The sequence below is a fragment of the Kribbella sp. NPDC056951 genome, from assembly GCF_042674205.1.
GTDB classification, from domain to species: Bacteria; Actinomycetota; Actinomycetes; order Propionibacteriales; family Kribbellaceae; genus Kribbella; species Kribbella yunnanensis.
Window position 1 is genome coordinate 1332833 of the sequence record NZ_JBHUQZ010000001.1, and the last position, 21020, is coordinate 1353852.

At 66.7% G+C, this 21020-nt stretch carries 16 protein-coding genes; 8 read left to right on the top strand and 8 right to left on the bottom strand.

What is annotated here, in order from left to right; genetic code table 11:
• The first annotated feature begins 1 nt into the window (after window position 1).
• Entirely contained in the window at window positions 2-1165 is a 1164-nt protein-coding gene (locus ACFTSF_RS06275; protein WP_380152771.1) for an acyl-CoA dehydrogenase family protein, read from the top strand.
• Window positions 1166-1208: 43 nt separating this feature from the next.
• Here the strand turns inward: ACFTSF_RS06275 and ACFTSF_RS06280 are convergent, their stop codons facing one another.
• Together ACFTSF_RS06280 and ACFTSF_RS06285 are read right to left on the bottom strand one after the other, a co-directional pair.
• Window positions 1209-2387, bottom strand: a complete 1179-nt coding sequence (locus ACFTSF_RS06280; RefSeq protein WP_380152772.1) for a hypothetical protein — start codon at window positions 2385-2387, stop codon at window positions 1209-1211.
• Between the two features lie 386 nt (window positions 2388-2773).
• The gene (locus tag ACFTSF_RS06285) at window positions 2774-4024 is read right to left on the bottom strand and encodes an MFS transporter (RefSeq protein WP_380152773.1); all 1251 of its coding nucleotides are present in this window, start codon (window positions 4022-4024) and stop codon (window positions 2774-2776) included.
• 78 nt (window positions 4025-4102) lie between these two features.
• On the opposite strand from ACFTSF_RS06285, the gene ACFTSF_RS06290 reads away from it, so the two are divergent.
• A complete protein-coding gene (locus ACFTSF_RS06290; protein WP_380152775.1) occupies window positions 4103-5773 on the top strand; it encodes a right-handed parallel beta-helix repeat-containing protein in 1671 nt (556 codons plus the stop codon).
• On the opposite strand, the gene ACFTSF_RS06295 is transcribed toward ACFTSF_RS06290, so the two are convergent.
• Window positions 5770-6645, bottom strand: coding sequence for an MBL fold metallo-hydrolase (locus ACFTSF_RS06295; RefSeq protein ID WP_380152776.1), 876 nt, complete (start codon window positions 6643-6645; stop codon window positions 5770-5772). The two genes, ACFTSF_RS06290 and ACFTSF_RS06295, sit on opposite strands and share 4 nt — an antisense overlap.
• 81 nt (window positions 6646-6726) lie before the next feature.
• On the opposite strand from ACFTSF_RS06295, the gene ACFTSF_RS06300 reads away from it, so the two are divergent.
• Window positions 6727-7569 (top strand): LysR family transcriptional regulator, encoded by an 843-nt coding sequence (locus tag ACFTSF_RS06300; RefSeq protein WP_380152778.1) that lies wholly within the window; start codon window positions 6727-6729, stop codon window positions 7567-7569.
• On the opposite strand, the gene ACFTSF_RS06305 is transcribed toward ACFTSF_RS06300, so the two are convergent.
• Window positions 7566-8057, bottom strand: a complete 492-nt coding sequence (locus ACFTSF_RS06305; RefSeq protein ID WP_380152779.1) for a winged helix-turn-helix transcriptional regulator — start codon at window positions 8055-8057, stop codon at window positions 7566-7568. The two genes, ACFTSF_RS06300 and ACFTSF_RS06305, sit on opposite strands and share 4 nt — an antisense overlap.
• 79 nt (window positions 8058-8136) lie before the next feature.
• Here ACFTSF_RS06305 and ACFTSF_RS06310 point away from each other — a divergent pair, with 79 nt between their 5' ends.
• Window positions 8137-8589 carry a nuclear transport factor 2 family protein gene (locus ACFTSF_RS06310; protein WP_380152780.1) on the top strand — a complete coding sequence of 151 codons (453 nt, stop codon included), beginning with the start codon at window positions 8137-8139 and terminating at the stop codon, window positions 8587-8589.
• A gap of 153 nt (window positions 8590-8742) precedes the next feature.
• Window positions 8743-10365 (top strand): molybdopterin-dependent oxidoreductase, encoded by a 1623-nt coding sequence (locus ACFTSF_RS06315; RefSeq protein ID WP_380152781.1) that lies wholly within the window; start codon window positions 8743-8745, stop codon window positions 10363-10365.
• Here the strand turns inward: ACFTSF_RS06315 and ACFTSF_RS06320 are convergent.
• Window positions 10346-11560 (bottom strand): aminotransferase class V-fold PLP-dependent enzyme, encoded by a 1215-nt coding sequence (locus ACFTSF_RS06320; RefSeq protein ID WP_380152783.1) that lies wholly within the window; start codon window positions 11558-11560, stop codon window positions 10346-10348. The genes ACFTSF_RS06315 and ACFTSF_RS06320 overlap by 20 nt on opposite strands.
• On the opposite strand from ACFTSF_RS06320, the gene ACFTSF_RS06325 reads away from it, so the two are divergent.
• Window positions 11559-12944, top strand: coding sequence for a PLP-dependent aminotransferase family protein (locus ACFTSF_RS06325; protein ID WP_380152784.1), 1386 nt, complete (start codon window positions 11559-11561; stop codon window positions 12942-12944). The two genes, ACFTSF_RS06320 and ACFTSF_RS06325, sit on opposite strands and share 2 nt — an antisense overlap.
• 76 nt (window positions 12945-13020) lie before the next feature.
• Complete coding sequence (locus ACFTSF_RS06330) at window positions 13021-14295, top strand: MFS transporter (RefSeq protein WP_380152785.1); 1275 nt, start codon at window positions 13021-13023, stop codon at window positions 14293-14295.
• 512 nt (window positions 14296-14807) lie between these two features.
• On the opposite strand, the gene ACFTSF_RS06335 is transcribed toward ACFTSF_RS06330, so the two are convergent.
• Genes ACFTSF_RS06335 through ACFTSF_RS06345 form a run of 3 tightly spaced genes read right to left on the bottom strand, consistent with a single transcriptional unit; the run spans window position 14808 to window position 17145 of the window.
• Complete coding sequence (locus ACFTSF_RS06335; protein ID WP_380152786.1) at window positions 14808-15884, bottom strand: hypothetical protein; 1077 nt, start codon at window positions 15882-15884, stop codon at window positions 14808-14810.
• Complete coding sequence (locus ACFTSF_RS06340; RefSeq protein ID WP_380152787.1) at window positions 15881-16630, bottom strand: hypothetical protein; 750 nt, start codon at window positions 16628-16630, stop codon at window positions 15881-15883. The genes ACFTSF_RS06335 and ACFTSF_RS06340 overlap by 4 nt, the downstream gene beginning before the upstream one ends.
• A gap of 20 nt (window positions 16631-16650) precedes the next feature.
• Window positions 16651-17145, bottom strand: coding sequence for a SigE family RNA polymerase sigma factor (locus ACFTSF_RS06345; protein WP_380152788.1), 495 nt, complete (start codon window positions 17143-17145; stop codon window positions 16651-16653).
• A gap of 183 nt (window positions 17146-17328) precedes the next feature.
• On the opposite strand from ACFTSF_RS06345, the gene ACFTSF_RS06350 reads away from it, so the two are divergent.
• Window positions 17329-20961 (top strand): family 78 glycoside hydrolase catalytic domain, encoded by a 3633-nt coding sequence (locus ACFTSF_RS06350; RefSeq protein WP_380152789.1) that lies wholly within the window; start codon window positions 17329-17331, stop codon window positions 20959-20961.
• Window positions 20962-21020 lie beyond the last annotated feature (59 nt).

A 21020-nucleotide genomic window follows, 5' to 3' on the forward strand; every position in this document is an offset into this window, starting at 1 on the left:
GATGACTGCTACGTACGACGGGATTGCGGCGCGCGCTGCTCAGGTCGACGCCACCGGTTCGATCCCCACCGAGAACTGGCAGGAACTCGTTGCCAGTGGCTACTTCGGCGTCTTCCACCCGGCTGAGTTGGGCGGAACCGGAGGTGATGCGGCCGCGCAGGTCGCCGCCATGGAGTCGCTGGCTCGCGCCTGCTCCGGCACCTACTGGACCGCGACTGTCTCAGCCTTGCTGTGCGGCAATCTGCTGCGCACGTATGGGAACTCGCAGCATGACGATCTGGTGCGTTCGCTCATCAGCGGTGAGCGCCTGGCCGCGTTCGCGATCGTCGAGACGGCGGCCGGGAGTGACGCATCCACCTATCAAACGCTAGTACGCCGTACTGGCGACGGCTTCGTGATCAACGGCGAGAAGTCGCGGATCACGAACGCCCCGCGCGCCGATCTCGCGGTGACGTTGGCGCGGCGGGAGGTCGGCGACGGTGGTCCCGAGTGGTGCCTGGCCTTCGTCGAGCTCGACCAGCCCGGCGTCCGCCGCTACGAGATCCCGCACATGGGCCTGCGCGGTATGCCCTGGGGCGGCATCGTGTACACCGACGCCCACGTCGACGAAGCCAACGTCATCCCCGTCCCCTTCACCGAACTCGCCGAAGGCATGACCTGGGGCTGGCTCCTGGTCTCCATCGCCGCTATCGCAACCGCTGAATCCGCGCTGGCCGCTTCAGTTCGGCACGCCAAACAACGCGTCTCCTTCGGCCGCCCCTTGGCCCACATGGAAGGCGTCCAAGCCCAGTTGGCCGACTCTCGCGCCCAGCTCGACGCCGCCCGTGTCCTAGCCCTCCGCGCCGCCACCGAACGCGTGGCCGGCAACTCCGCCAAAGACCTCATCGGCATGCTCAAGGTCTACGCCACCGAACTCGCGGTAGAGATCACCCAACGCGCAGTCCAGATCCACGGCGCGTTGGGCGTAACCCAGGGCCACGAAGTCGAACGCCACTACCGAGACGCCCAGATGAACGTCGTAGGCGCCTTCGCCACCAACCGCCTTCGCGAACAGCTGGTCGAGAACCTCACCCAAACCCCCGCCACCTACCGCCCCTCCACCTGGCGAAACCCAGTCACCATCAACCCCGCCCCCACCTGGTGGGTCCCCACCACGGGCTACTGATCACAGGCCGGCCGAGGCACCGCCCCGCCTCGGCCGGCCTGTCTCACCGAATCATCAGCGTGGCACCCGCACGAGCGGAGATGTTCTGCACGGTGCTGAACACCATGTCCACGTTGTTGTCACCGGCGCAGTCCACGGTTCCGGTGTGCTGGCCCCAGGCCTTCACTGTGTAAGGGTCGTACGTCGTCAACCAGGGCGCACCCGAATCACCCTGCCGAGTCACACCGGCGTCGGCGTCAACACACGTCTGCTGGTTGAGGAGCACCCCACTGACCACCACCGAGCTCGTGCGGGACGCGATTCTTCCGCAGACCAGGCCGGTGATCGCCCCACTCGAACAGACCGTCACCCCGGTGACTGTCCCGGTGTCGATCCCCGTGACGTCGCGGTATGCGTCGGTGTCCGCACCGCCGACGTACACGATCGGAAGCACGCCGCCGACGGTGACCTTGACGAAGGCGAAGTCGATGTACTCGCTGTTGTTGAGGTACCTGGTCCCGATGTAGCCGATGCGCTGATTCTTGTCAGCCTGGAAGATGCTCGTGCCGGCGGACGCACAGTGGCCGGCGGTGCTCACGTACCCCATGCCGTCGGAATGGCGGGTCCAGTTGAACCCCGCCGTACAGGTTGCTGTGCCCACGGTGCGGGGGTCGTTCTGGTCGTCCCACAGAGCCATGCCACCGAGGTACGGCGAACCTTGGTAGTACCGCGACTGAGCCTGCGGGGCCGCGCCCGGCGTGATGTCGACCGCGCTACCGAAGTTCTTCCGCGCCGCAGCCTGCAGGGCGGCCGCACCCTTCACCGCGTGCGCCTTGATCCGGCCAGTCAGCTCGTCGACGGACCCACTGAGCACGTTGTCGACAGCCGCCTTCCCGCCCCACTTGCCTCGGTCCTGCATGAACTTGGCGATCAGTGCCTTCTGCTCATCCAGCGACAACGGCACCGACCGATACCTGGTGGTGACTGTCGAGGTCGCCAGTCGGCTGCTGATCGCGGCCTGCAGTTCTTGCCGACGGTCAGCCTGTTTCGCCTTTGGCTGCACGAGATTGATGTACAACACCTTCGCGGCCGCGTCCCAGTGCGCGCCGGCATACGAGCCTACGTACTTGGCGGCAACCTTCTCGGCTTCATCAGCCGCCGCAAGCACCGGAACCTCTTCAACCGGCGTCAGATTGCCGGCGGCTGTTGGTGGGGCGGGAGGCTCCGCGGCAACAGCTGGCACCCCGATGGCACCAAGCGCCAACGCCGTCGAAACCAAAATGGGCAGAGCAAAGCGAACTCTTCGCATAGGACAGTTCCTCACTGAAGTCGCACCGACTGTGCTGATCGCCCCACCAACAATGACCGCCCCCCGCACCTCACGGCACCCCTCTCCCCACATTTGCACGAACTGGCAGTACGCCGGCCGAGGGCTGGGTTCCGCCAAGCGCCGCCACCAACCGATCTCATCGCACGAGGTGGTGAGTGTGGGGCGCATCTTGGACCGCCGAGGCCCATAACCTTCCCCACCCCGGCCAACCACCCCCGACATACCTCCCCGCCCCACGAACCACCCGACGTATGTCCGCCGCTCCATCAACTACCTGACATGCGTCGCCGCGTAGGTGACTACGTCCTGTCGGTCGGGTGTGTGGGGAGGGTTAGGTAGCCGCGGATGGCGGCTCTGGTTATCCAGGGGACGGCGGTCAGGGTGCAGGCGGTTAGGAGGATGAGGGCGGGGCGGAGGCCGATGGCGGCGCCTAGGAGGCCGCCGGTCAGGCCGCCGATGGGGCCGGTGCCCCATTCGATGAGGCGGATGACGGCGCCTACGCGGCCTAGCAGGGATGGCTCGATGGTGTGTTGGAGCATGGTGGCTCGGATGATGATCAGGTGGACTACGCCTAGGCCGAGGAGGAACTGTCCTAGGCCGATGATGGCGATCACGAGCAGGTCGGGGCCGTTGGCGAAGGGGATGAGGATTCCGCCGCCGACGAGGATCGCGGCGATGACGGCGGTCCAGGCGGTGCTGAAGCGGCGGGTGAGGGGTGTGGTGATGAGGCCGGCCAGCAGCGGGCCTAGGGAGCCGATGACGGCGATGGCGCCGATGGCGGCTGGGGAGAGGCCGAGCTCGCGAACGGCGTACAGGACGTAGAGGGCGAGGACGCCCCAGTGGAAGAAGTCGGCGCTGCCTTTGCCGATGGTGATGGCGACAATCCCGGGCTGCTGCCGGAAGGCGGCGAAGCCGGCGCGGATGGACAGTCCGAAGCGCACCTTCTCAGCAGGCGGTAGCGGGTCCGGCCCGCGACCGAAGGCCTGCAGTACGGCGGCCACCAGGAACGACGCGGCATCGACAGCGACCGCAATAGGTGCCGTAAGCAACTGAACGAGCACACCACCGAGTCCCGGACCGGCAACCGCGGTGACCGAGTCGGTGAGAGCGATACTGCTGTTAGCAGCGGTCAACTGCCGCCGGTCGGTGACCAACGCGGGCACATAGGCCGTGTGCGCCAATCCGTAAGCGAGCGCGAGAGTCCCCACGGCGAAGGTCACGACGTACAGCTGCCCCATCGTGAGCACCCCGAAAGCGGCCGCCAGTGGAACGGTTCCGATCAGCACGCCCTGACCGATGTTGGACCAGAACAGCAACCGCCCACGCCGCAGGCGGTCGACGTACACCCCAAGAAACAGCGCAAGCACCAAGCTCGGCAGCGACTCGAGTGCAGTCAGCACACCCATCGCGGTCGGTCCCGCAGACAGCGTCAGTACGGCGATCAGTGGGATCGCGAGCTCGCTGACCTGCGTACCGGCGTTCGACAGCAACTGAGCCGTCCAGAAGAACGCGAACGGCCGGTTCCGCCGCAACGGGACGACTTCCGACATCCCCCGAGTATCCGATGAGCTGTCGTGAGCGGCCACCGATTTCGTTTCCTATATGATGTACGATCAAGCGTGCTTGATGTGACGGAGTTCGGAGCGGATCCCACCGGGGTCGCCGACAGTACGGCGGCCGTGGCGGCAGCGATCGAGGTCGCGCGGGATGTCGCCGGCCCCAAGCGGTTGGTCTTCCCGAAGGGGACCTACCACTTCTACCCGGACCAGGCCGTCCCCCACGAGCTGTACCTGTCGAACACAGCCGGCGCCGACCCCGCGGTCCGCTTCAAGCGATTCGCGCTGTACGTCGAGGGCATCGACGACCTCACCATCGACGGTCAAAGCTCGCACTTCCAGCTGCACGGCCAGCTCGGCCTCTTCGCCGTCCTGGGATCCAGCCGCGTCACCCTGACGAACTTCGAGTTCGACCACTCAGCCCCGCGCATCATCGACCTGACGGTGATCGAGACCGGCCCGGGCTACCGCATCGTCTCCGTCCCCGCCGGCAGCCCGTACGTCGTCGAGGTCGGCCAAGTCTCATTCCTCACCGACCCAAGCCCGTACGACGGTCAGCCGTACTGGCGCCACTCGTCGGACGAACTGTCCAACGGCCAGCAGGTGTTCGACCCAGTAGCCGGCCTAGCAAGCCGCCGCCCACCGTGGTTATTCGAGAACGTCATCTCGGTGACCGATCTCGGCGAACGGAGGTTGCGCATCGACTACGGCTCCGAAGCGACACCGGATGGGCGAGGAATGATCTATTCACTGCGCGAGGTCACGCGAGACACAGCAGCCGGATTCATCTGGCAGTCGAAGGATGTCGCGGTGACCGATCTGCAGGCGCGGTACCTGCACGGGTTCGGAATCCTCGGCCAGTTCAGCGAAAACATCGTGGTCTCCGGCAATGAATTCGTCACCGACCGCGCATCCGGGCGGATCGCAGCGGCCTTCGCGGACTTCGTGCAGATGTCGGGTGTCAAGGGAACCGTGACGATCACCGGCAACACCTTCGACGGTGCACATGACGACGCGATCAACATCCACGGGACCTATCTCCCGATCACCACGATCGACGGTCGCACCTTGCACCTCCGCTACGCGCACGACGAGACCGCCGGGTTCCCGCAGTTCGCCGTCGGTGACGAACTCGAGATCACCAACCGAGCCAGCCTCCGCGCGGTCGGCCAAACGACGGTGACCGCAGTGACCGGCCCGACCGGCCGAGACTCAAGGCAGCTGACGACGATGACCGTCGTACTCGATCGAGACGTACCGGCCGACGTGGTTGCGGATCCGGAAGCCTTCGCCGTCGAGAACACCACTTACACGCCGTCGGTCCGAGTCGCCGGGAACACCTTCCGCAACATCCCCACCCGCGGAGTTCTGGTCGCCACCCGCCGCCCGGCCGTCATCGAGGACAACGTCTTCGACGGCCTGGACATGTCCGCGATCCTGATCACCGCCGACGCGTCAGGCTGGTACGAGTCCGGCCCGGTCCGCGACCTGACGATCCGCCGCAACACCTTCCGCCGACCCGCCAAGAACCACGCCAGCATCCTGATCAATCCGGAGAACACGGTCTTCGATGGTCCGGTCCACGAGAACATCCGGATCGAGGACAACACGTTCGAAGGCGGCCTGCTGGTCGAGGCCAAGAGTGTCCGAAACCTTGCCATCCGCAACAATCACGTCGACGGCGGGACCTCGGGCGACAGCTTCCGCTTCACTGATTGCTCCGAGATCACCCTGGAGAACTAGTACTCCGAACACAGACACCCGACGCCACGGTCGATCCACTCGGGGAGCCGCCAGTCCGGGTGCCGCTCTATCATCAGCGCCCGAACCTCCTCGGCGATCGTCTCCACCGGCAGCGCCGAGTCCCGTCGTACCCAGGTTTCGTCCCGCAGCTCGGTCAGGTAGTCGCGAACGTCGACCAGCAGCCGCGTGTCGCCGACAGCTCCATGGCCGGGTACGACGATCGTCGGGTTCGACGCGGTCAGCTGCTCCATGACCTTGATCCAGGCAACGCCGGAGACATCGGTTTCGTACGGCGGGAACCACGGGAAGATGGCGAACTGGCCGGTCTCGACGAGGTCGCCGGTGAAGACCGCCGAGACGTCGGGTACGACGATGAGTTGGTCGCCGTTGCTGTGCGCCCGTCCGGTCGGCCGTAGCTGGACCACCCGACCGCCGAGGTCGATCTGATGCGTATCGGTGTAGACGATATCGGGCGTCGGTTGCGAGACGCCGTCGAGCTCGCGGGCCACTGCAGGGCCGAGCTGGTTGAACATCGCCAGCGTGCTCTCCCACTTCGACGACAGATCGGTCGCCTGCGCGGAGTTCACCAGGTACGTCGCCTCGCCTGCGAACGCCGTTGCGCCGAAAGCGTGTTCCGGATGGAAGTGAGTCGTGGTCAAGTACAGTCGCCGGCCCGCGGCGTACTCGGTCGCGAACTTCAGCACCTGCTCGGCGTTGCGCGGACCGAGCCCAGTGTCGATCACGAGGACCGCTTGTGAGCCGCCGATGAGGCCGATGTTCGGGACGAGATCGACGTCCTGGTTGGGGATCACGACGAGATCCCGCGCGATCTCTTGAGCGGTGGAGGTGTCGACGATCGGATGGTCAGTCATGTGATCATCCTTGGTCGATCGATCAGACCCGTCCAAGACTTCTTCCGCATCGCCGATACCCACTGGGTATCATCGCTGGTCATGGACCTGCGACTGCTGCGCTACTTCGTGGCGGTCGCCGAAGAACTCCACTTCGGACGGGCCGCGAACCGCCTGCACATGAGCCAGCCGCCGCTCAGCCGGGCGATCCGCCAGCTGGAAGCTGACCTCGGTACGACGCTTCTGCATCGCTCTGCTGCGGGTGTTTCGCTAACCCCGGCCGGCGCGACCCTGCTCGTCGAAGCTCGTAATCTGCTGGAGCAGTCTGAGCTGGTCCGCGCTCGTGTGAACGCGGCGGCCAGCCTCACGGTTGGGATCCTTGCCGACAGCACCGATCCCGGTATCGCCCGCCTCGCCGACAGCTACCGCCGACTGCATCCGACGGTCACCATCACCATTCGCGAGGCCGACCTCACCGACCCCACCTGCGGCCTCCGCACCGGTCTGGTCGACATCGCCATCACCCGCGCTCCCTTCGACCCGACCGGTCTGCACCTGCACGAACTCCGCGCCGACCCGGTGGGCGCCGTACTCCGCACTGATGATCCACTCGCCTCGCGCGACCACCTGGCGCTGGCCGACCTGGCTGACCGGGCGTGGTTCCAGTTCCCGCCTGGTACCGACCCGGCGTGGCAGTCGTTCTGGAACGGTGGCGAATCTCGCGAGGGACCGATCGTCCGAGCCGTTCAGGAGTGCATCCAGGCTGTGCTCTGGAACGGGACCGTCGGCCTCGCCCCGCTCGGCCACCACCTGTCGGACGAACTGGTCGTCGTACCGGTCATTGATCTCCCGCCCAGCCCAGTAGTAGCTGCCTGGTCTGCCAGCGACACCAACCCGCTGATCCCCACCTTCGTGCAGCTCGCAGCGACGGCGTACACGCCCTAGTGCATCACCGTCGCGATTAGCGCGGTCCCTGGAGCGGTGCGGCCGCCGGGGCCGGGTGTGGGCGTGACGTGCTCGGTGTCGAGTGGTTCACCACACTCGGAGCAGGCGACTGTCGGGGTCGTCCGGTGACCGCACGTCGTGTGGGTGAACTGGATCGGCGGGCCGCCGTCCGGAGTCACCCACCGGTCGCCCCAGGCGGTCAGCGCCATCAGGATCGGCAGGAGCTCGCGGCCGGCCTCGGAGAGCGTGTACCGGTACCGCACCGGGTTGTCCTGGTACGGCGTCCGCGCGATCAGACCGCCGTCCATCATGGTTTCCAACCGGTTGGTTAGTAGATTCCGCGAGATGCCCAGGTCGGTGACCAGTTGGTCGAACCGGTCCAGACCCAGGTAGAGATCGCGCAGGATCAGCGGCGACCACCAGTCGCCCATCACCTCCAGCGACTGGGCGAGTGAACAGTGGAATCCCGCGAACGACGTGTTCCGCATGATCTCCATCCTAGTCAGTTGCGTTATTGAACGCACTATCCGTAGGTTGGGTGGTGAAGCCGAGTCAGAGGAGTGAGCGATGTACCACCGATTCGTTGCGGCCCAGGTCCGGAAGGCCTTCGCCGAGATCACCGCCGGCAACTGGGAGGCGATGGTCCAGGGCATGGCGCCGACCTTCACCTACCGCTTCTACGGCGACCACGCCCTGTCGGGCGAGCGCCACACCCACGAGGCGTTGCGCCGCTGGTGGGAACGAGCCTTCCGGCTGCTGCCCAACACCCGGTTCACTGTCGACGAGATCCTGGTCTCCGGCTGGCCCTGGAACACCCGCGTCGCCACCGCCGTCACCGTCGACGTAGGCCTCGCCGACGGCACGCGGTACGAGAACGTCGTCAACCAGTTCATCCGGATGAGCTGGGGCAAGATCACCGAGGTCCGCACCCTGGAAGACACTGCAGTCCTCCAAGCGGCCCTAGACCGCCTAGCCGCCGCCGGCTACCCCGAAGCCCACGCCGACCCCATCACCGGCTGACCTATCCGGACCTGCGCCACTCACTAACCCTCCTTTGGGCACGTCGGGCGGCGGACGTTGAGCGTGAACTGCATCAGCTGAGCGAAGTTGATGAGTGGGGGCGGTCCGCCCTACGCGACCAATCCGGCGGGGCCGCGGCTCCGAAGCACCTCCATGGCGACGAGAGCGGTACGGCGATTCGCGGGCGTGGTCGGTGGAGTTGTGGCGGCCGGTGCCGCACTGGCGGTCGGCTACCTGGTCGCGGCCGTGACAGGCGGCCCCTGGCCGGTCGACGCAGTCGGTGTCCAGGTGATCGACCTGTCGCCGGGCCCCGTGAAGGACTGGGCGGTCCGCGAACTCGGTACCGCGGACCGCCCGCTCCTGCGCTTCGGCATCTGCGCAGTACTCGTCGTGGTAGCCGCCGTCGCCGGCCTCATCGCCAGCCGAGGCGGTCGCCGCATCGCGGTGGGGTTGGCAGCCGGCCTGGGCTTGGTAGGCCTGGCCTTCGCCATCATCAGCCGCTCAGCCGCCTCCGGCCTGCTGGACCGCCTGCTGCCGTCCATCGCCACCCTGCTCACCGCAGTCATCAGCATGTCGCTGGTGGCGCGAGTATTCAAACCCGAGCCACCGCAGGCGGGTGAGAAGGAGCAGTCGCCCGGGCATGGGCCGGCGGAGTCGGCGGGGCTTGGGGCGGAGGAGCCGCCGGCATCTGAGGAGCAGCCGGTGGGGTTTGATCGGCGGCGGTTCTTGGTGACTGTGTCGGCGTTGGGTGTGATGGGTGCTGCGGGATGGACTGCGACGAGGGTGCTGCCGGTTCGGGCCGGGGAAGCGTTGCGGGAGAAGTTCCGGGTGCCGGTGCCGGGTGATCCAGCGAGTGCGGTTCCGGCGGCGGCGCAGGTCGACGTACCGGGGGTGACGAGGTTTGTGACGCCTAATGCGAAGTTCTATCGGGTCGACACGCTTCTCGAGGTTCCGCGCATTGATCCCGACGACTGGGAACTGCGGATCCACGGCATGGTGGACAAGGAACTGCGGTTGTCGCTCAAGGAGCTTGTCGATCGGCGGTTGGTCGAGCGCGACATCACGTTGACCTGTGTCTCGAACGAGGTCGGCGGACCGTATGTCGGCAACGCCCGGTGGATCGGCGTACCGGTGGCGGACCTGCTGAATGAGGTCGGGGTCCGCGCGGGAGCCGATGCGGTGAAGTCGACGAGCGTTGACGGACTCACGATCGGTACGCCGTTGGCCGCGCTCACCGACGGTCGCGACGCGATCCTCGCCGTCGCGATGAACGGGGAACCGTTGCCGTTCGAGCACGGATTCCCGGTTCGCATGGTGGTTCCAGGCCTGTACGGCTACGTGTCGGCCACCAAGTGGATCGTCGACTTCGAGGTGACCCGGTTCCAGGACTTCAGCGCCTATTGGACCGACCGCGGCTGGTCCGTCGAGGCCCCGATCAAAACAGCATCCCGAATCGACGTGCCCAAAGGGTTATCCACCATCAAAGCCGGTCCCGCGATCGCCGCTGGTGTCGCCTGGGCTCAGCAGCGTGGGATCGAGAAGGTCGAGGTGCGCGTCGACGACGGCGAGTGGCAGCCCGCCGTACTCGCCGCCGAGGACACCATCGACACCTGGCGCCAATGGACGTTCCGCTGGAACGCGACCCCCGGCATGCACCGCCTCACCGTCCGCGCCACCGACAAGGCTGGCGAAGTGCAGACCGCCGCCCAGGCAGCACCCCGCCCGAACGGTTCCTCCGGTCTGCACGACGTCGTCTTCACTGCCGAAGAGATTTGACCGTCTCGATGACCTGGTCCACTTCTTCGTCGGTGTTGTAGTAGTGCGGTGACAGCCGCAGACACCAATTGACGTTCTTGTCGCCGAAGTCGAACTGCGCAAAGTTCCGGAAGCTCAACGCCGAATTGATGCCTTGGGCATCCAATGCGGACTTGAACTCTTCCGGCTGCCAGTCATCGACCGCGATCGTCACAAGCGCGCCCAACTGCTCACCACGGTCGAGCGCCCGCACACCTGGGATCGCGTCGAGCCCGTCGCGCAACCGGGCGGCCAGTTGAGGGGTCCGCCGGGAGATCGCCTCGATACCAACCTCCCGGGCATACCGTACGGCGGCCGCGCAGCCGAGGACCGTTGCGTACGGGAACTCCCATTCCTCGAACCGGGACGCGGTACGGCTCGGGGTATACGCGCCCGGCGCCGTCCAATTCGCACCATGCATGTCGATGAACAACGGCTCGTGGCCGGCCGCGAGCACCCGGTCGGACACATACAGGAATCCAGATCCGCGCGGTCCGCGGAGAAACTTCCGGCACGTTCCGGTGAGGAAGTCGGCGCCGACTTCCTCGACATCGATCGGGTACTGGCCGACCGACTGACAGGCGTCGACCAGGTACAGCAGGCCGAGTTCGCGGCAGTGCCGGCCGATCTCGGCGACCGGCTGGACCAGGCCGGAGTTGGTCGGGATGTGGGTGGCGGCGACCAGTCGGGGCCGGTGCTCCTTCATCAGCAATGCCATCGCCGCCACATCGACACCACCCTCGGGCAGATCGGGCGCATGGACGAGTTCGATGCCGAATCGCTTGCGCAGCGACAGGAACGCGATCTGGTTGGAGATGAAGTCGTTCCGCGTGGTGAGGATGACATCACCTCGCTCGAACGCGATCGACGACAGCGCGGTCGAGTAGGCGTGGGTCGCGCTACTGGCGAAGGCGAAGTTGTCCGGCCGCCCGCCGAGCAGTGCAGCCAGTTCCACATAGAACTCACGAACCTCGGCAGCGCGGGCCGCGGATGCCTCGTAGCCGCCGATCTGGGCCTCGAGTTGCAGATGCTCGAGCATCGTCGTCAGCACCGGAGTCGCGAGCAGCCCGCAGCCGGCGTTGTTGAAGTGGATGACCTGTTCGCAGCCCGGGGTGTCGGCGCGGAGTACGGGAAGCGATTCTCCCCAGGTCGCAGAAGCGCTACTATGTGCTCTCATGAATGACAGTAGCACTTCTGCAGAGCTGCTGACGACGCTACGAGCTGTCGTCCGCGAACTGGCCCCGGGGGACCGGTTGCCGAGCAGTCGTGAGCTGATCGACCGGCATCGGGTCGGTCCGGGGACGGTCGCTCGGGCCATCGCGCAACTCACCGCGGAAGGTGTCGTCATCACCAGGCCCGGCAGCGGCACCTACGTGGCGCCGCGCGCACGCCGTACCGAGGCTGTGATCGACACCGGCTGGCAGACGGTCGCGCTCGCCGACCGCAGCGTCGACGCCCAATCACTGGCCGACTCCGCGGCGCCGGAGGGGGCGATCCGGCTGGACGGCGGCTACCTGCACGGCTCGCTGCAACCAGCGCGGGCGTTGACCGCGGCGCTAGCTCGCGCAGCGCGACGGCCTGATGCTTGGGATCGCGCCCCGGCGGCCGGCTTGAGTTCGCTCCGGACTGTCTTCGCGGCACTGGCCGACGCTGACGTCCGCGCGGACGACGTGTTGATCACCTCGGGCGGGCAGAGCGGATTGTCGATCGCCTTCCGGGCCATCGCAGCGCCAGGAAGTCCGGTGCTGGTCGAGTCGCCGAGCTACCCGGGCGCCTTGGCGGCGGCCCGCGCGGCCGGGCTGAGTCCGATCCCCGTTCCGCTGGACGAGTACGGCGTACGGCCCGATCTGCTCGCGGAGGCGTTCGCTCGGTCGGGAGCGCGGTTGTTCTACTGTCAACCGACGTACCAGAATCCGACCGGAACCGTACTGAGCGACGAACGGCGGCAGCAGGTACTCGCGGTTGCCCGCGCGGCCGGCGCGTTCGTGCTCGAGGACGACTTCGCGCGGCTCCTTCATCACGGTGGAACTGTGCCGAAGCCCTTGCTCAGCATGGATCGGGACGGGACAGTCATCTACCTGACCTCACTGACCAAGCCCGCCGCGCCGAGTCTGCGCATCGGTGCACTGATCGCGCGCGGGCCAGTGCTCGAACGGTTGCGAGCGATCCGGCAGGTGGACGACTTCTTCGTCGCTCGTCCTTTGCAGGAGGCAGCGCTCGAGTTGCTCAGCTCGCCGACCTGGGACAGGCACCTGCGCGGTCTCGCGGTGGCGTTGCGCGATCGGTGTGGAGCGCTGGTCAACGCACTCGCCGATGCTCGGCCGGACTGGCAGGTGAATCAGGTCCCGACCGGCGGTCTGCACCTCTGGGTGCGTCTGCCGACCGATGATGTAGCCGCTGCGGTCGAAGCGCGGCAAGCGGGCGTCATCGTCAGCCCCGGCGACCGCTTCTTCGCCACCGAGAAGCCGGCCGCCTGGCTCCGCCTGAACTTCGCCGCCACCGCAGACCTCGCCGACCTGTCAGCCGCCGCCGATCGCCTGGGGAACGTTTCCAGTCAGTAACGAGACACTATGTCTCGAATCTGATAACCTCAGTACGGCGAGGTGCGTTGCCTCGTTCACGCTGGGGAGGAATGCCATGTGCCGGGCCTGCGGCTCGACCGACCATCAGCCGGGTCCCGCCCGGTCGCCACGTTTCGCTGGACTGCGCAACCGTGATGCGCGGCCGTACCTGTTCGGGACCGGGCTGGCGATGATGGGCGACAACGTCGAACACGTCATCACCTACTGGGTGCTGTGGCGTGAATTCCATTCACCCGCGCTGGCCGGCTTCCAGGTGATCAGTCACTGGTTGCCGTTCCTGCTCTTCTCGGTGCTGTCCGGGTCGCTCGCCGATCGGTACGACTGCCGGCGGATCATCCAGTCCGCGCAGGCGTTGTTCATGGTCGTCTCGCTCTGCTGGGGTCTGCTCTTCCTGACCGACTCGCTGCAGATCTGGCACGCCTGTGTCCTGCTCGTATTGCACGGCTGCGCCGGCGCGCTGTGGGGCCCGGCCGAGCAGATGATGCTGCACGACTTCGTCGGTCGCGACGACCTACCAAGCGCCGTACGGCTCAATGCGACGTTCCGAAGTCTGGGTGTGTTGTGCGGCCCGGTCGTCGGCTCGCTTTTCCTTCTCCTGCTGGGACCGACCGGCGGCATCTTCGCCAACATCGCCATTTACTTGCCGTTGACAATCTTCTTGTTCCGCACCCGCTTCACCGGCCACCTCCGCGAAGGCGTCGTCTCCCGCGCCCGCCTCGGACCCATCGCCGCCCTGCGCGCGAGTCGCGGCGTACCGCTCGGCCCGACCATCGCCGGCATGATCGTCCTAGCCGGGCTCGGCTCGTTCTTCGTCGGCGCCTCGATCCAAACCGCGATGCCCGAGTTCGCCGAGGACCTCGGAGCAGGCTCCGCCGGTCTCACGTACGGCGCTCTGCTCTTCGCCAGCGGATTCGGCGGCGTCGTCGGCGGCCTGGTCATCGAAGCCACCGGCTGGCTCCGACCGACCGTCAGGACCGCCGTCGCCGGCACAGTCCTCTACGGCCTCAGCATCGTAGTCTTCGCCATCACCAGCAACTACGTGCTCGCCCTGGCGGTCCTCGCCATCAGCGGTGTCGCGAACTTCGTCTCGATGTCGATCTCACAAACCGTCGTACAACTGGAAGCCCCACCCGCCGACCGAGGCCGAATCATCGGCCTCTACAACACCTCCTCCGGCGGCCTCCGCATCGGCAGCGGCCTCACCGTAGGCCTCACCGGCGCCGCCATAGGCATCCAACACTCCCTAGCCCTAAGCGCCGCCATCCTCACCATCGCCGCCCTAGCCACCGGCGCCTACGCAGCCCTACCCCGAAAACCCCTCCCCATCTGACCCCCTCACCCCCACCCATTTGACTCTCGGGGCAATCGGGCCATCCACTGCCGCCGCGACCGAAGCCACTGTGCGCCCGCGACCGAAGCCACTGCGTGCCCGCGACCGAAGCCACCGTGCGAGTGCGAGGAGTTGCCCGGCGAGTGGGAGGACCGTGCTCCCGGAAATCGAATTCCAGCGACATACTCGCCCCACTCGAGTGGCAGCCGCACGGTGAAGCCAGTCGGCGAGCGCACGGTGGCTTCACTGGGCGCCGGGGTGGGCGCAGGGTGGCTTCGGTCGCGGGGGTGGGGCCGACGGGTGGGCGCGTCGAAGGGTTGGGCGTGCGCGGCACGGTGGCTTCGGTCGCGGGGGCATGGTGGTGCGGACCTGGGGGCCATCACAAGTGGATGTTCTGAGGGAGTTTGAGCGTGGGGGCGGGGGAGGGCGGGTGATTGTGATGGGCTGTGGGTTCGGGCGCAACGAGGACCGGCCCGGCAGTCGGGAGACTGGCGGGCCGGTGGGGTTGTGGGTTAGTTGGATCGGGCGGCTAGTGCGGTGCCGTCGGCGGCGGGTTGGCGTTGGGCGCCTACGGTCCAGAGGCGGGTGCCGGTGGATTCGGCGCCGGTGAGGGTGCCGATTTTGGCGGCGGGGCTGGTGGTTTCGGCGAACTTGCCGTTCTGGAGAGCGATCACGAAGGGGTGCTCGGTGACGATGCCTTCGGAGGAGGTGGTGAACTTCTCGCCGACCGCGATCGGCTTGTTGTTGTGCAGGGTGATGTCGTACAGCTGCGAGTCCGTCTGCGGTGTCGCGACCTGCTTCCACGCCTTGCCGTCATAGTGCAGTACGAGGGGACGCTCACCCTTCACGGTGTGCACGACGCCGGACGCCCAGATGTCCGTCGGGCCGGCCGCGACCATGCCCGTGGGGATGTGTGAACCATCGGCCGGTACGTCGTCAACCAGCTTCCACGATTTCCCGTCGAAGTGCGCGATTCCGCCGTTCAGTCCGAGCCAGGCGTCAGTCGCGGACAGTACCGTCAACGTGTTGCCGTTGATGGAGTTCTCGAGTCCGGCGGTCAGTTGCTGCCAAGCGCCCTTGGTGTAGCGGTAGACGACCGCGTGTTCGCGGCCGCCGACATCCGCCCAGCCCGACACCCACGGCGTACCGTCCGGGGCGATCGTCACGTCGCTGAAGGACCCGGCCGGGACAGACGGTCCGGGGACGACCTTCCACGCCGTACCGTTCCAGCGCATCGCGAACGGCTTCGACTGCTCCGGTACGGCGTGGTCCTCGCCCACCGCCCAGACCTCCTTGGCGCCGGCGACCGCGACGCTGTTGAGAGTCGCGTTCGTGCGCACCGGCTGCGGTGTCTCGACCCAGCGCGTGCCGTTCCAGCGGAACGCCAGGGGCCGGGTATCGCTGTAGGAATCGATCAGGTCGACGCCGACCGCCCAGGTCTCGCTGCCCTTCGAGTCGATGTCAGCCAGCGAAGACGGCTTCGACTTGGTGGGCGTCACAGTCCAGGTCAGAGCTGCCTGGGCGGTCAAGGTCGGTGCCATCAGGACACCAGCCAGGGCAGCGGTCAGTATGGTCTTGCGCAGCATCATCGATTCAGATTCTTTCCGTAGTTGGCGGATGGGAAGCTCCACGAGTTGTTGTCGACCATCTCGAGGAGCTGGTCGATGGAGAGCGGTGGTTCGGGGCGCGTCGCCGGCGTCTTCAGAGCGAGGCTGTTCGTGCTGGTCAGGCTGATCGCGCGCCGGTCCGGGTACTCGAGGATCACCGAGTTGAGGGTGCCCTCGCCGTCCGAGCCCACGTACGACCGGAGGACTGTTCCGTCCGGCCGGACCTGGCAGTTCTGGCTCTCCGGCTGGTTGATGCAGTCGGGGTCGTACTTGACCGTCTGGACGCTCACCTCGAGCCACGCCTTGCCCTTGCCGTCGTCGACCAACAGGCCGACGGCGATGAAGTCGTCGCCCCAGGTCTTGTCGCCGGAGGTCGATAGTCCGGCCGGTAGCAGCGCCTTCAGCGTCTGCAACGTCTGGGCGGGACTGGCCGGAGGCAATGGAACGGGTTTCGTCGAGACCTTCGGCGAAGGCTTCGGCGTCGGCGTGCTGATCCCGGCCACCGGTGGCTGACCGGCGTGCTGCCCCAGATTCGCTTGTACGGCGGCAATCCCGCCGATCGTGATCGCGACCACGGCCGCGGTCGCCGCGGTGCTCACCACCCGACGCCGACGCCGCCGTACGACGCCTCGCTGCATCCCGCGTTCCACCAGATCGGGGTACCGGGGTTCGAGGGTCTCAGTGGCGCGCCGCATCAAATCGGGCAGCCGGTCGTCTGTCGTTTCCACGGGGTCCTTCTCCTGCCTGTTCACAGTGCGATGACCGCCTCGTCGCCGAGAACCGCCCGCACCCGGACCAACGCCCGGGCGGTGCGGTTCTTGATCGCGCCGGCGCTCTTGCCGAGATCGCGTGCCACCTGCTCGACACTGCGATCTTCGAAGAACCGCAGCACCAGCACCGCTCGATCCAGCGGAGGCAATCCGTCCAGCGCCTGCAACAACAGGAGTCGCAACTCGTGGTCCTCAGTTGAGACCGGCAGCTCCGGTACGGCGTCGGTCGGCTGCTCGTGCCAGCTCCGCCGCCGCCGTTGCGAGATGAACGTCCGGGTCAGCACGGTCTGCGCATAAGCCGCCGGCTTCTCCATCCGCCGTACTCGGCCCCACACGCCGAACAGCTTCCCGAGCGTCTCCTGCACCAGGTCGTCCGCGTGGTAGGAGTCCGCGGTCAGCAACCACGCCGTCCGGTACAGCTGATGCGTATGCGCCCGTGCGAAGGCCTCGAAGTCGCCCTCGGTGGAGTTCATCGCCGTCACATCCCTACCAACGCACTGAGCTACTCATCGGGTCACACCCACAACGAAGCTACTTTTCGATGAGGCCAGAAACGCTGTCCGTTACTGGCCAGATTCGTTGACCGGATTTTGCGGCGACTGCGATGGTTTGGGCCCGCACCGACCTGCACCAGCCCGGACGACTGGGGAATCATCGTGAAAGCTCTGGTTCTGCTTGCCTCTGCCTTATTGATCACGGCGACTCCGCTCACCGCAGCAGGTGAGGTGACCGCCACGGCGGCAGCACCCGTGGTGTCGTCTCTGCGGACCAACCACCTGACCGAGCCGCTCGCGGTCGTAGCCGGAGTGCCTCGACTCAGTTGGCAGTTGGCGGCAGACCGTCGTGGATTGAGCCAGCAGCGCTACGAGATCCACGTCGCGTCCTCGCCCGACAAGCTGCAAACTCCCGACATCTGGAACAGCGGCCAGGTCACGTCCGGCCAGTCGATCGACATCCCGTACGGCGGTCCCGCGCTCACCCGCTACTCGACGTACCACTGGATTGTCCGGGTCTGGGACGAGACCGGTACGGCGTCCGCGTGGAGTTCGCCGGCGAAGTTCGAGACCGGCGCACTGCAACCGTCCGATTGGACCGGCGAGTGGATCGGGGCCGATGACACGGTCGGTCCGGAGTGGACCGACTACACGGTCGACGCGGATGTCACTGTCCAACGCGAGGCGCTCGGGGTCTTCTTCCGCGGCCGATACATGTGGCAGCTGAATACCACCGAGGGCCGGATGCGGTTGCGCCCCCATGTCCGGCAGCCCGACGGACAGTACGTCGTACTGGCGGATGTCGACGTACCGGTCGACCTGCGGCAGCGGAACAACCTGCGCATCACCGTGGCCGGTCAGACGATCACCACCTGGATCAACGGGCAGCAGGTCGACCAGCGGAACCGGTCCGACGCTAACGGTCCGGGGCTGATGGGGTTCCGCACCTACGGCCAGGAGGAAGGTGTTGTACACCGGCTCAAGGTGACGAGTGCGGGTGGCGACGTACTGATCGAGAGTGTTTTCCCCGCGTACGACCAGACGTTCCCGGGTGCGCCGCTTCTGCCTGGTGGCGGGCTATCGCTCAAGGTTGCCCAGGGCGCCGAAAGTCATCTGCAGGTACCGAACAACGCGAAACCCCTGTTCCGTAAGGACATCCAGCTTCCGACCGGCAAGACCGTTGTCCGGGCGAGACTGCATGCGGCGGCCCAGGGCATCTACGAGCTGCGCATCAACGGTACGAAGGCCGGCGATCATGAGCTCGCCCCCGGCTGGACGGACTACCGCCAGCGGATTCAGACCCAGACGTACGACGTGACCTCGCTGATCCGGTCCGGAGCCGCGAACACCATCGGCGCCGAGGTAGCCGGCGGCTGGTTTACCGGTCAGCTCGGGGTCTTCCGGCCGGAGCGCTACGGCAAGAGCACGGCGCTGACCGCGCAGCTGCGGATCACCTACGACGACGGCAGTACGGCAGTCTTCGCAACGGACGGGACTTGGCGGACGAGCCAAGGACCGGTCCGAGCCGGCGACCTGCTGCACGGCGAGACGTACGACGCTCGCGCGGCCCAGACGGGTTGGGACAAGCCTGGTTACCCTGCGACCGGATGGAGAGCGGCCGTCGTCAGGCCGTCCGCAACCGCACGGCTGGTACCGCAGGCCGACCAGCCGGTGCGCGTGACGCAGCAGCTGAACGCTACGGCCATCCGTTCCAACGTGCCCGGGACGTTCCTGTACGACCTCGGCCAGAACATGGTCGGCGTACCGCAGCTCACCCTGACCGGGACGCCGGGGCAGACCGTGCGGCTGCGGTTCGCCGAGGTGCTCGACAAGGACGGCAACTTCTACACGGCCAACCTGCGCAGCGCACGCGCCACCGACTACTACACCTTCGCCAGCAGCTCGCCCGAGACGTACCGGCCGCGGTTCACCTTCCACGGCTTCCGGTACGTCGAGATCGCGGGGCTGGCGACGGCGCCGCCGGCCAGTGCTTTGAAGGGGCTGGTGATCGGCACGGACGGCGCGCGGACGAGCCGGCTCACGACGAGTTCGCCGTTGGTCAACCAGTTGCACAGCAACATCACCTGGGGCCAGCGCGGCAACTTCCTCTCGATCCCGACCGACACGCCGGCCCGGGACGAGCGGCTGGGCTGGACCGGCGACATCAACGTCTTCGCGCGGACCGCCGTCTACAACCAGGACTCGCAGGCGTTCCTGAGTAAGTGGTTGCGCGACCTGCGGCTCGAACAGCGAGCCGGCGGCGCGTATCCGAGCGTCGCACCGACCATCCCCGAGGATTTCGACGGCGGGAACAACAACTCCGGCTGGGCCGACGCCGGGGTGAACGTCCCCTGGACGCTCTGGCAGGCGTACGGCGAGACCGGGATCATCAGCGAGCAGTTCGACTCGATGAAGCTGTACGTCGACTCGCTGGCGCCCGCGAGTGGCTTCATCCGGCCCGGCGGTGAGTACAACGACTGGCTGAGTCTGGAGACCATTGCCAGCGACACCAACCTGATCGGAACCGCCTTCTACGCCAAGAGCGCCCGCCAGCTCAGCCAGATGGCGAGCGCGATCGGCCGGACCTCCGATGCGGATCGCTATCAGCGGCTGTACTCCGATATCCGCAACGCCTTCGCCGCCAGGTTCATCAAGGACGGCCGGGTGAGCCAGGGCAACCAGACCGACTACATCCTTGCCATCACCAACGATCTCATCCCGGCCGACCAGGTCGAGGCTGTCGGCAACAACTTCGCCGCGTCCATCGCCGCCGCCGGTCACCTGAAGACCGGATTCCTCGGTGTCGACGGCCTACTGCCGGCGCTGTCGAAGATCGGTCGCACCGACCTCGCCTACATGCTGCTGCAGCGCACCGAATTTCCCTCGTGGGGTTACGAGATCGGCAAGGGTGCCACCACGATCTGGGAGCGCTGGGACTCGATCAAACCCGATGGCAGCTTCGGCGACGTCGCCATGAACTCCTTCAACCACTATGCGTACGGCGCCGTCGGCCAGTGGATGTACGGCACGATGTCCGGGGTATCCGCGCTCGAACCCGGCTATCGCAAGGCGCTGATCGCGCCGACGCCCGGCCCCGGACTCAACTTCGCCGACTTCGGACACCAGACGCCGTACGGCGAGATCGCCACCCGCTGGGAGCGAGCCGGTACCGACGGGCTGAAGCTGGATGTCACGGTGCCCGGCAACATCACGGCCGTCGTTCGCGTCCCGGCGTCGGATCCGAGTCTGATCACTGAAGGGGGAGTCGCGCTGACCGCGGCGCCCTTCGTGACGAACATCGTCGACGAAGGTGACACGGTCGCCGTGACAGTTGCTGCAGGCAAGTACCAGTTCGCCGTACGAGGTGTCGAAGGTGCTTCCGACTATGTGGATCTCGGTCAGTCGGCCTCCGAGACTGCTCATGGGGTGACCGCGGCGCCGTCGTCCGGGACCGGGGTCGAGGCCGGGCGGACCCGGCGGTACTCGGGTCTGCAGGTACCGGGCTCGTGGTTCGAGTTCGACCTGCGGATCCAGGCCGGTCAGCCGTTCGTGATGCGGCTGGTCGAGACCTTCGACCGCGCTCAGGTGAAGGACTACGAGGTGCGGATCAACGGCGTACTGGTGCATCACCGGGTCAACAACCGCTCGAAGGGCGGTCTCGACACCTACCAGTTCCCCGTCGACGACCCGGCGTTGCTGACGAACCCGACCATCCGGGTCCGGATCCAGCACAACGCTGCCGCCTCCGGTTACGACCCGTCGCTGGCTGATGTCTGGGCGCTCCCGCGGACCTGACACGGGACCGGTTGCGCCGAGCGCGAGTCCGTTGTTGACTCCAGTCTCCGGGAGGGGGC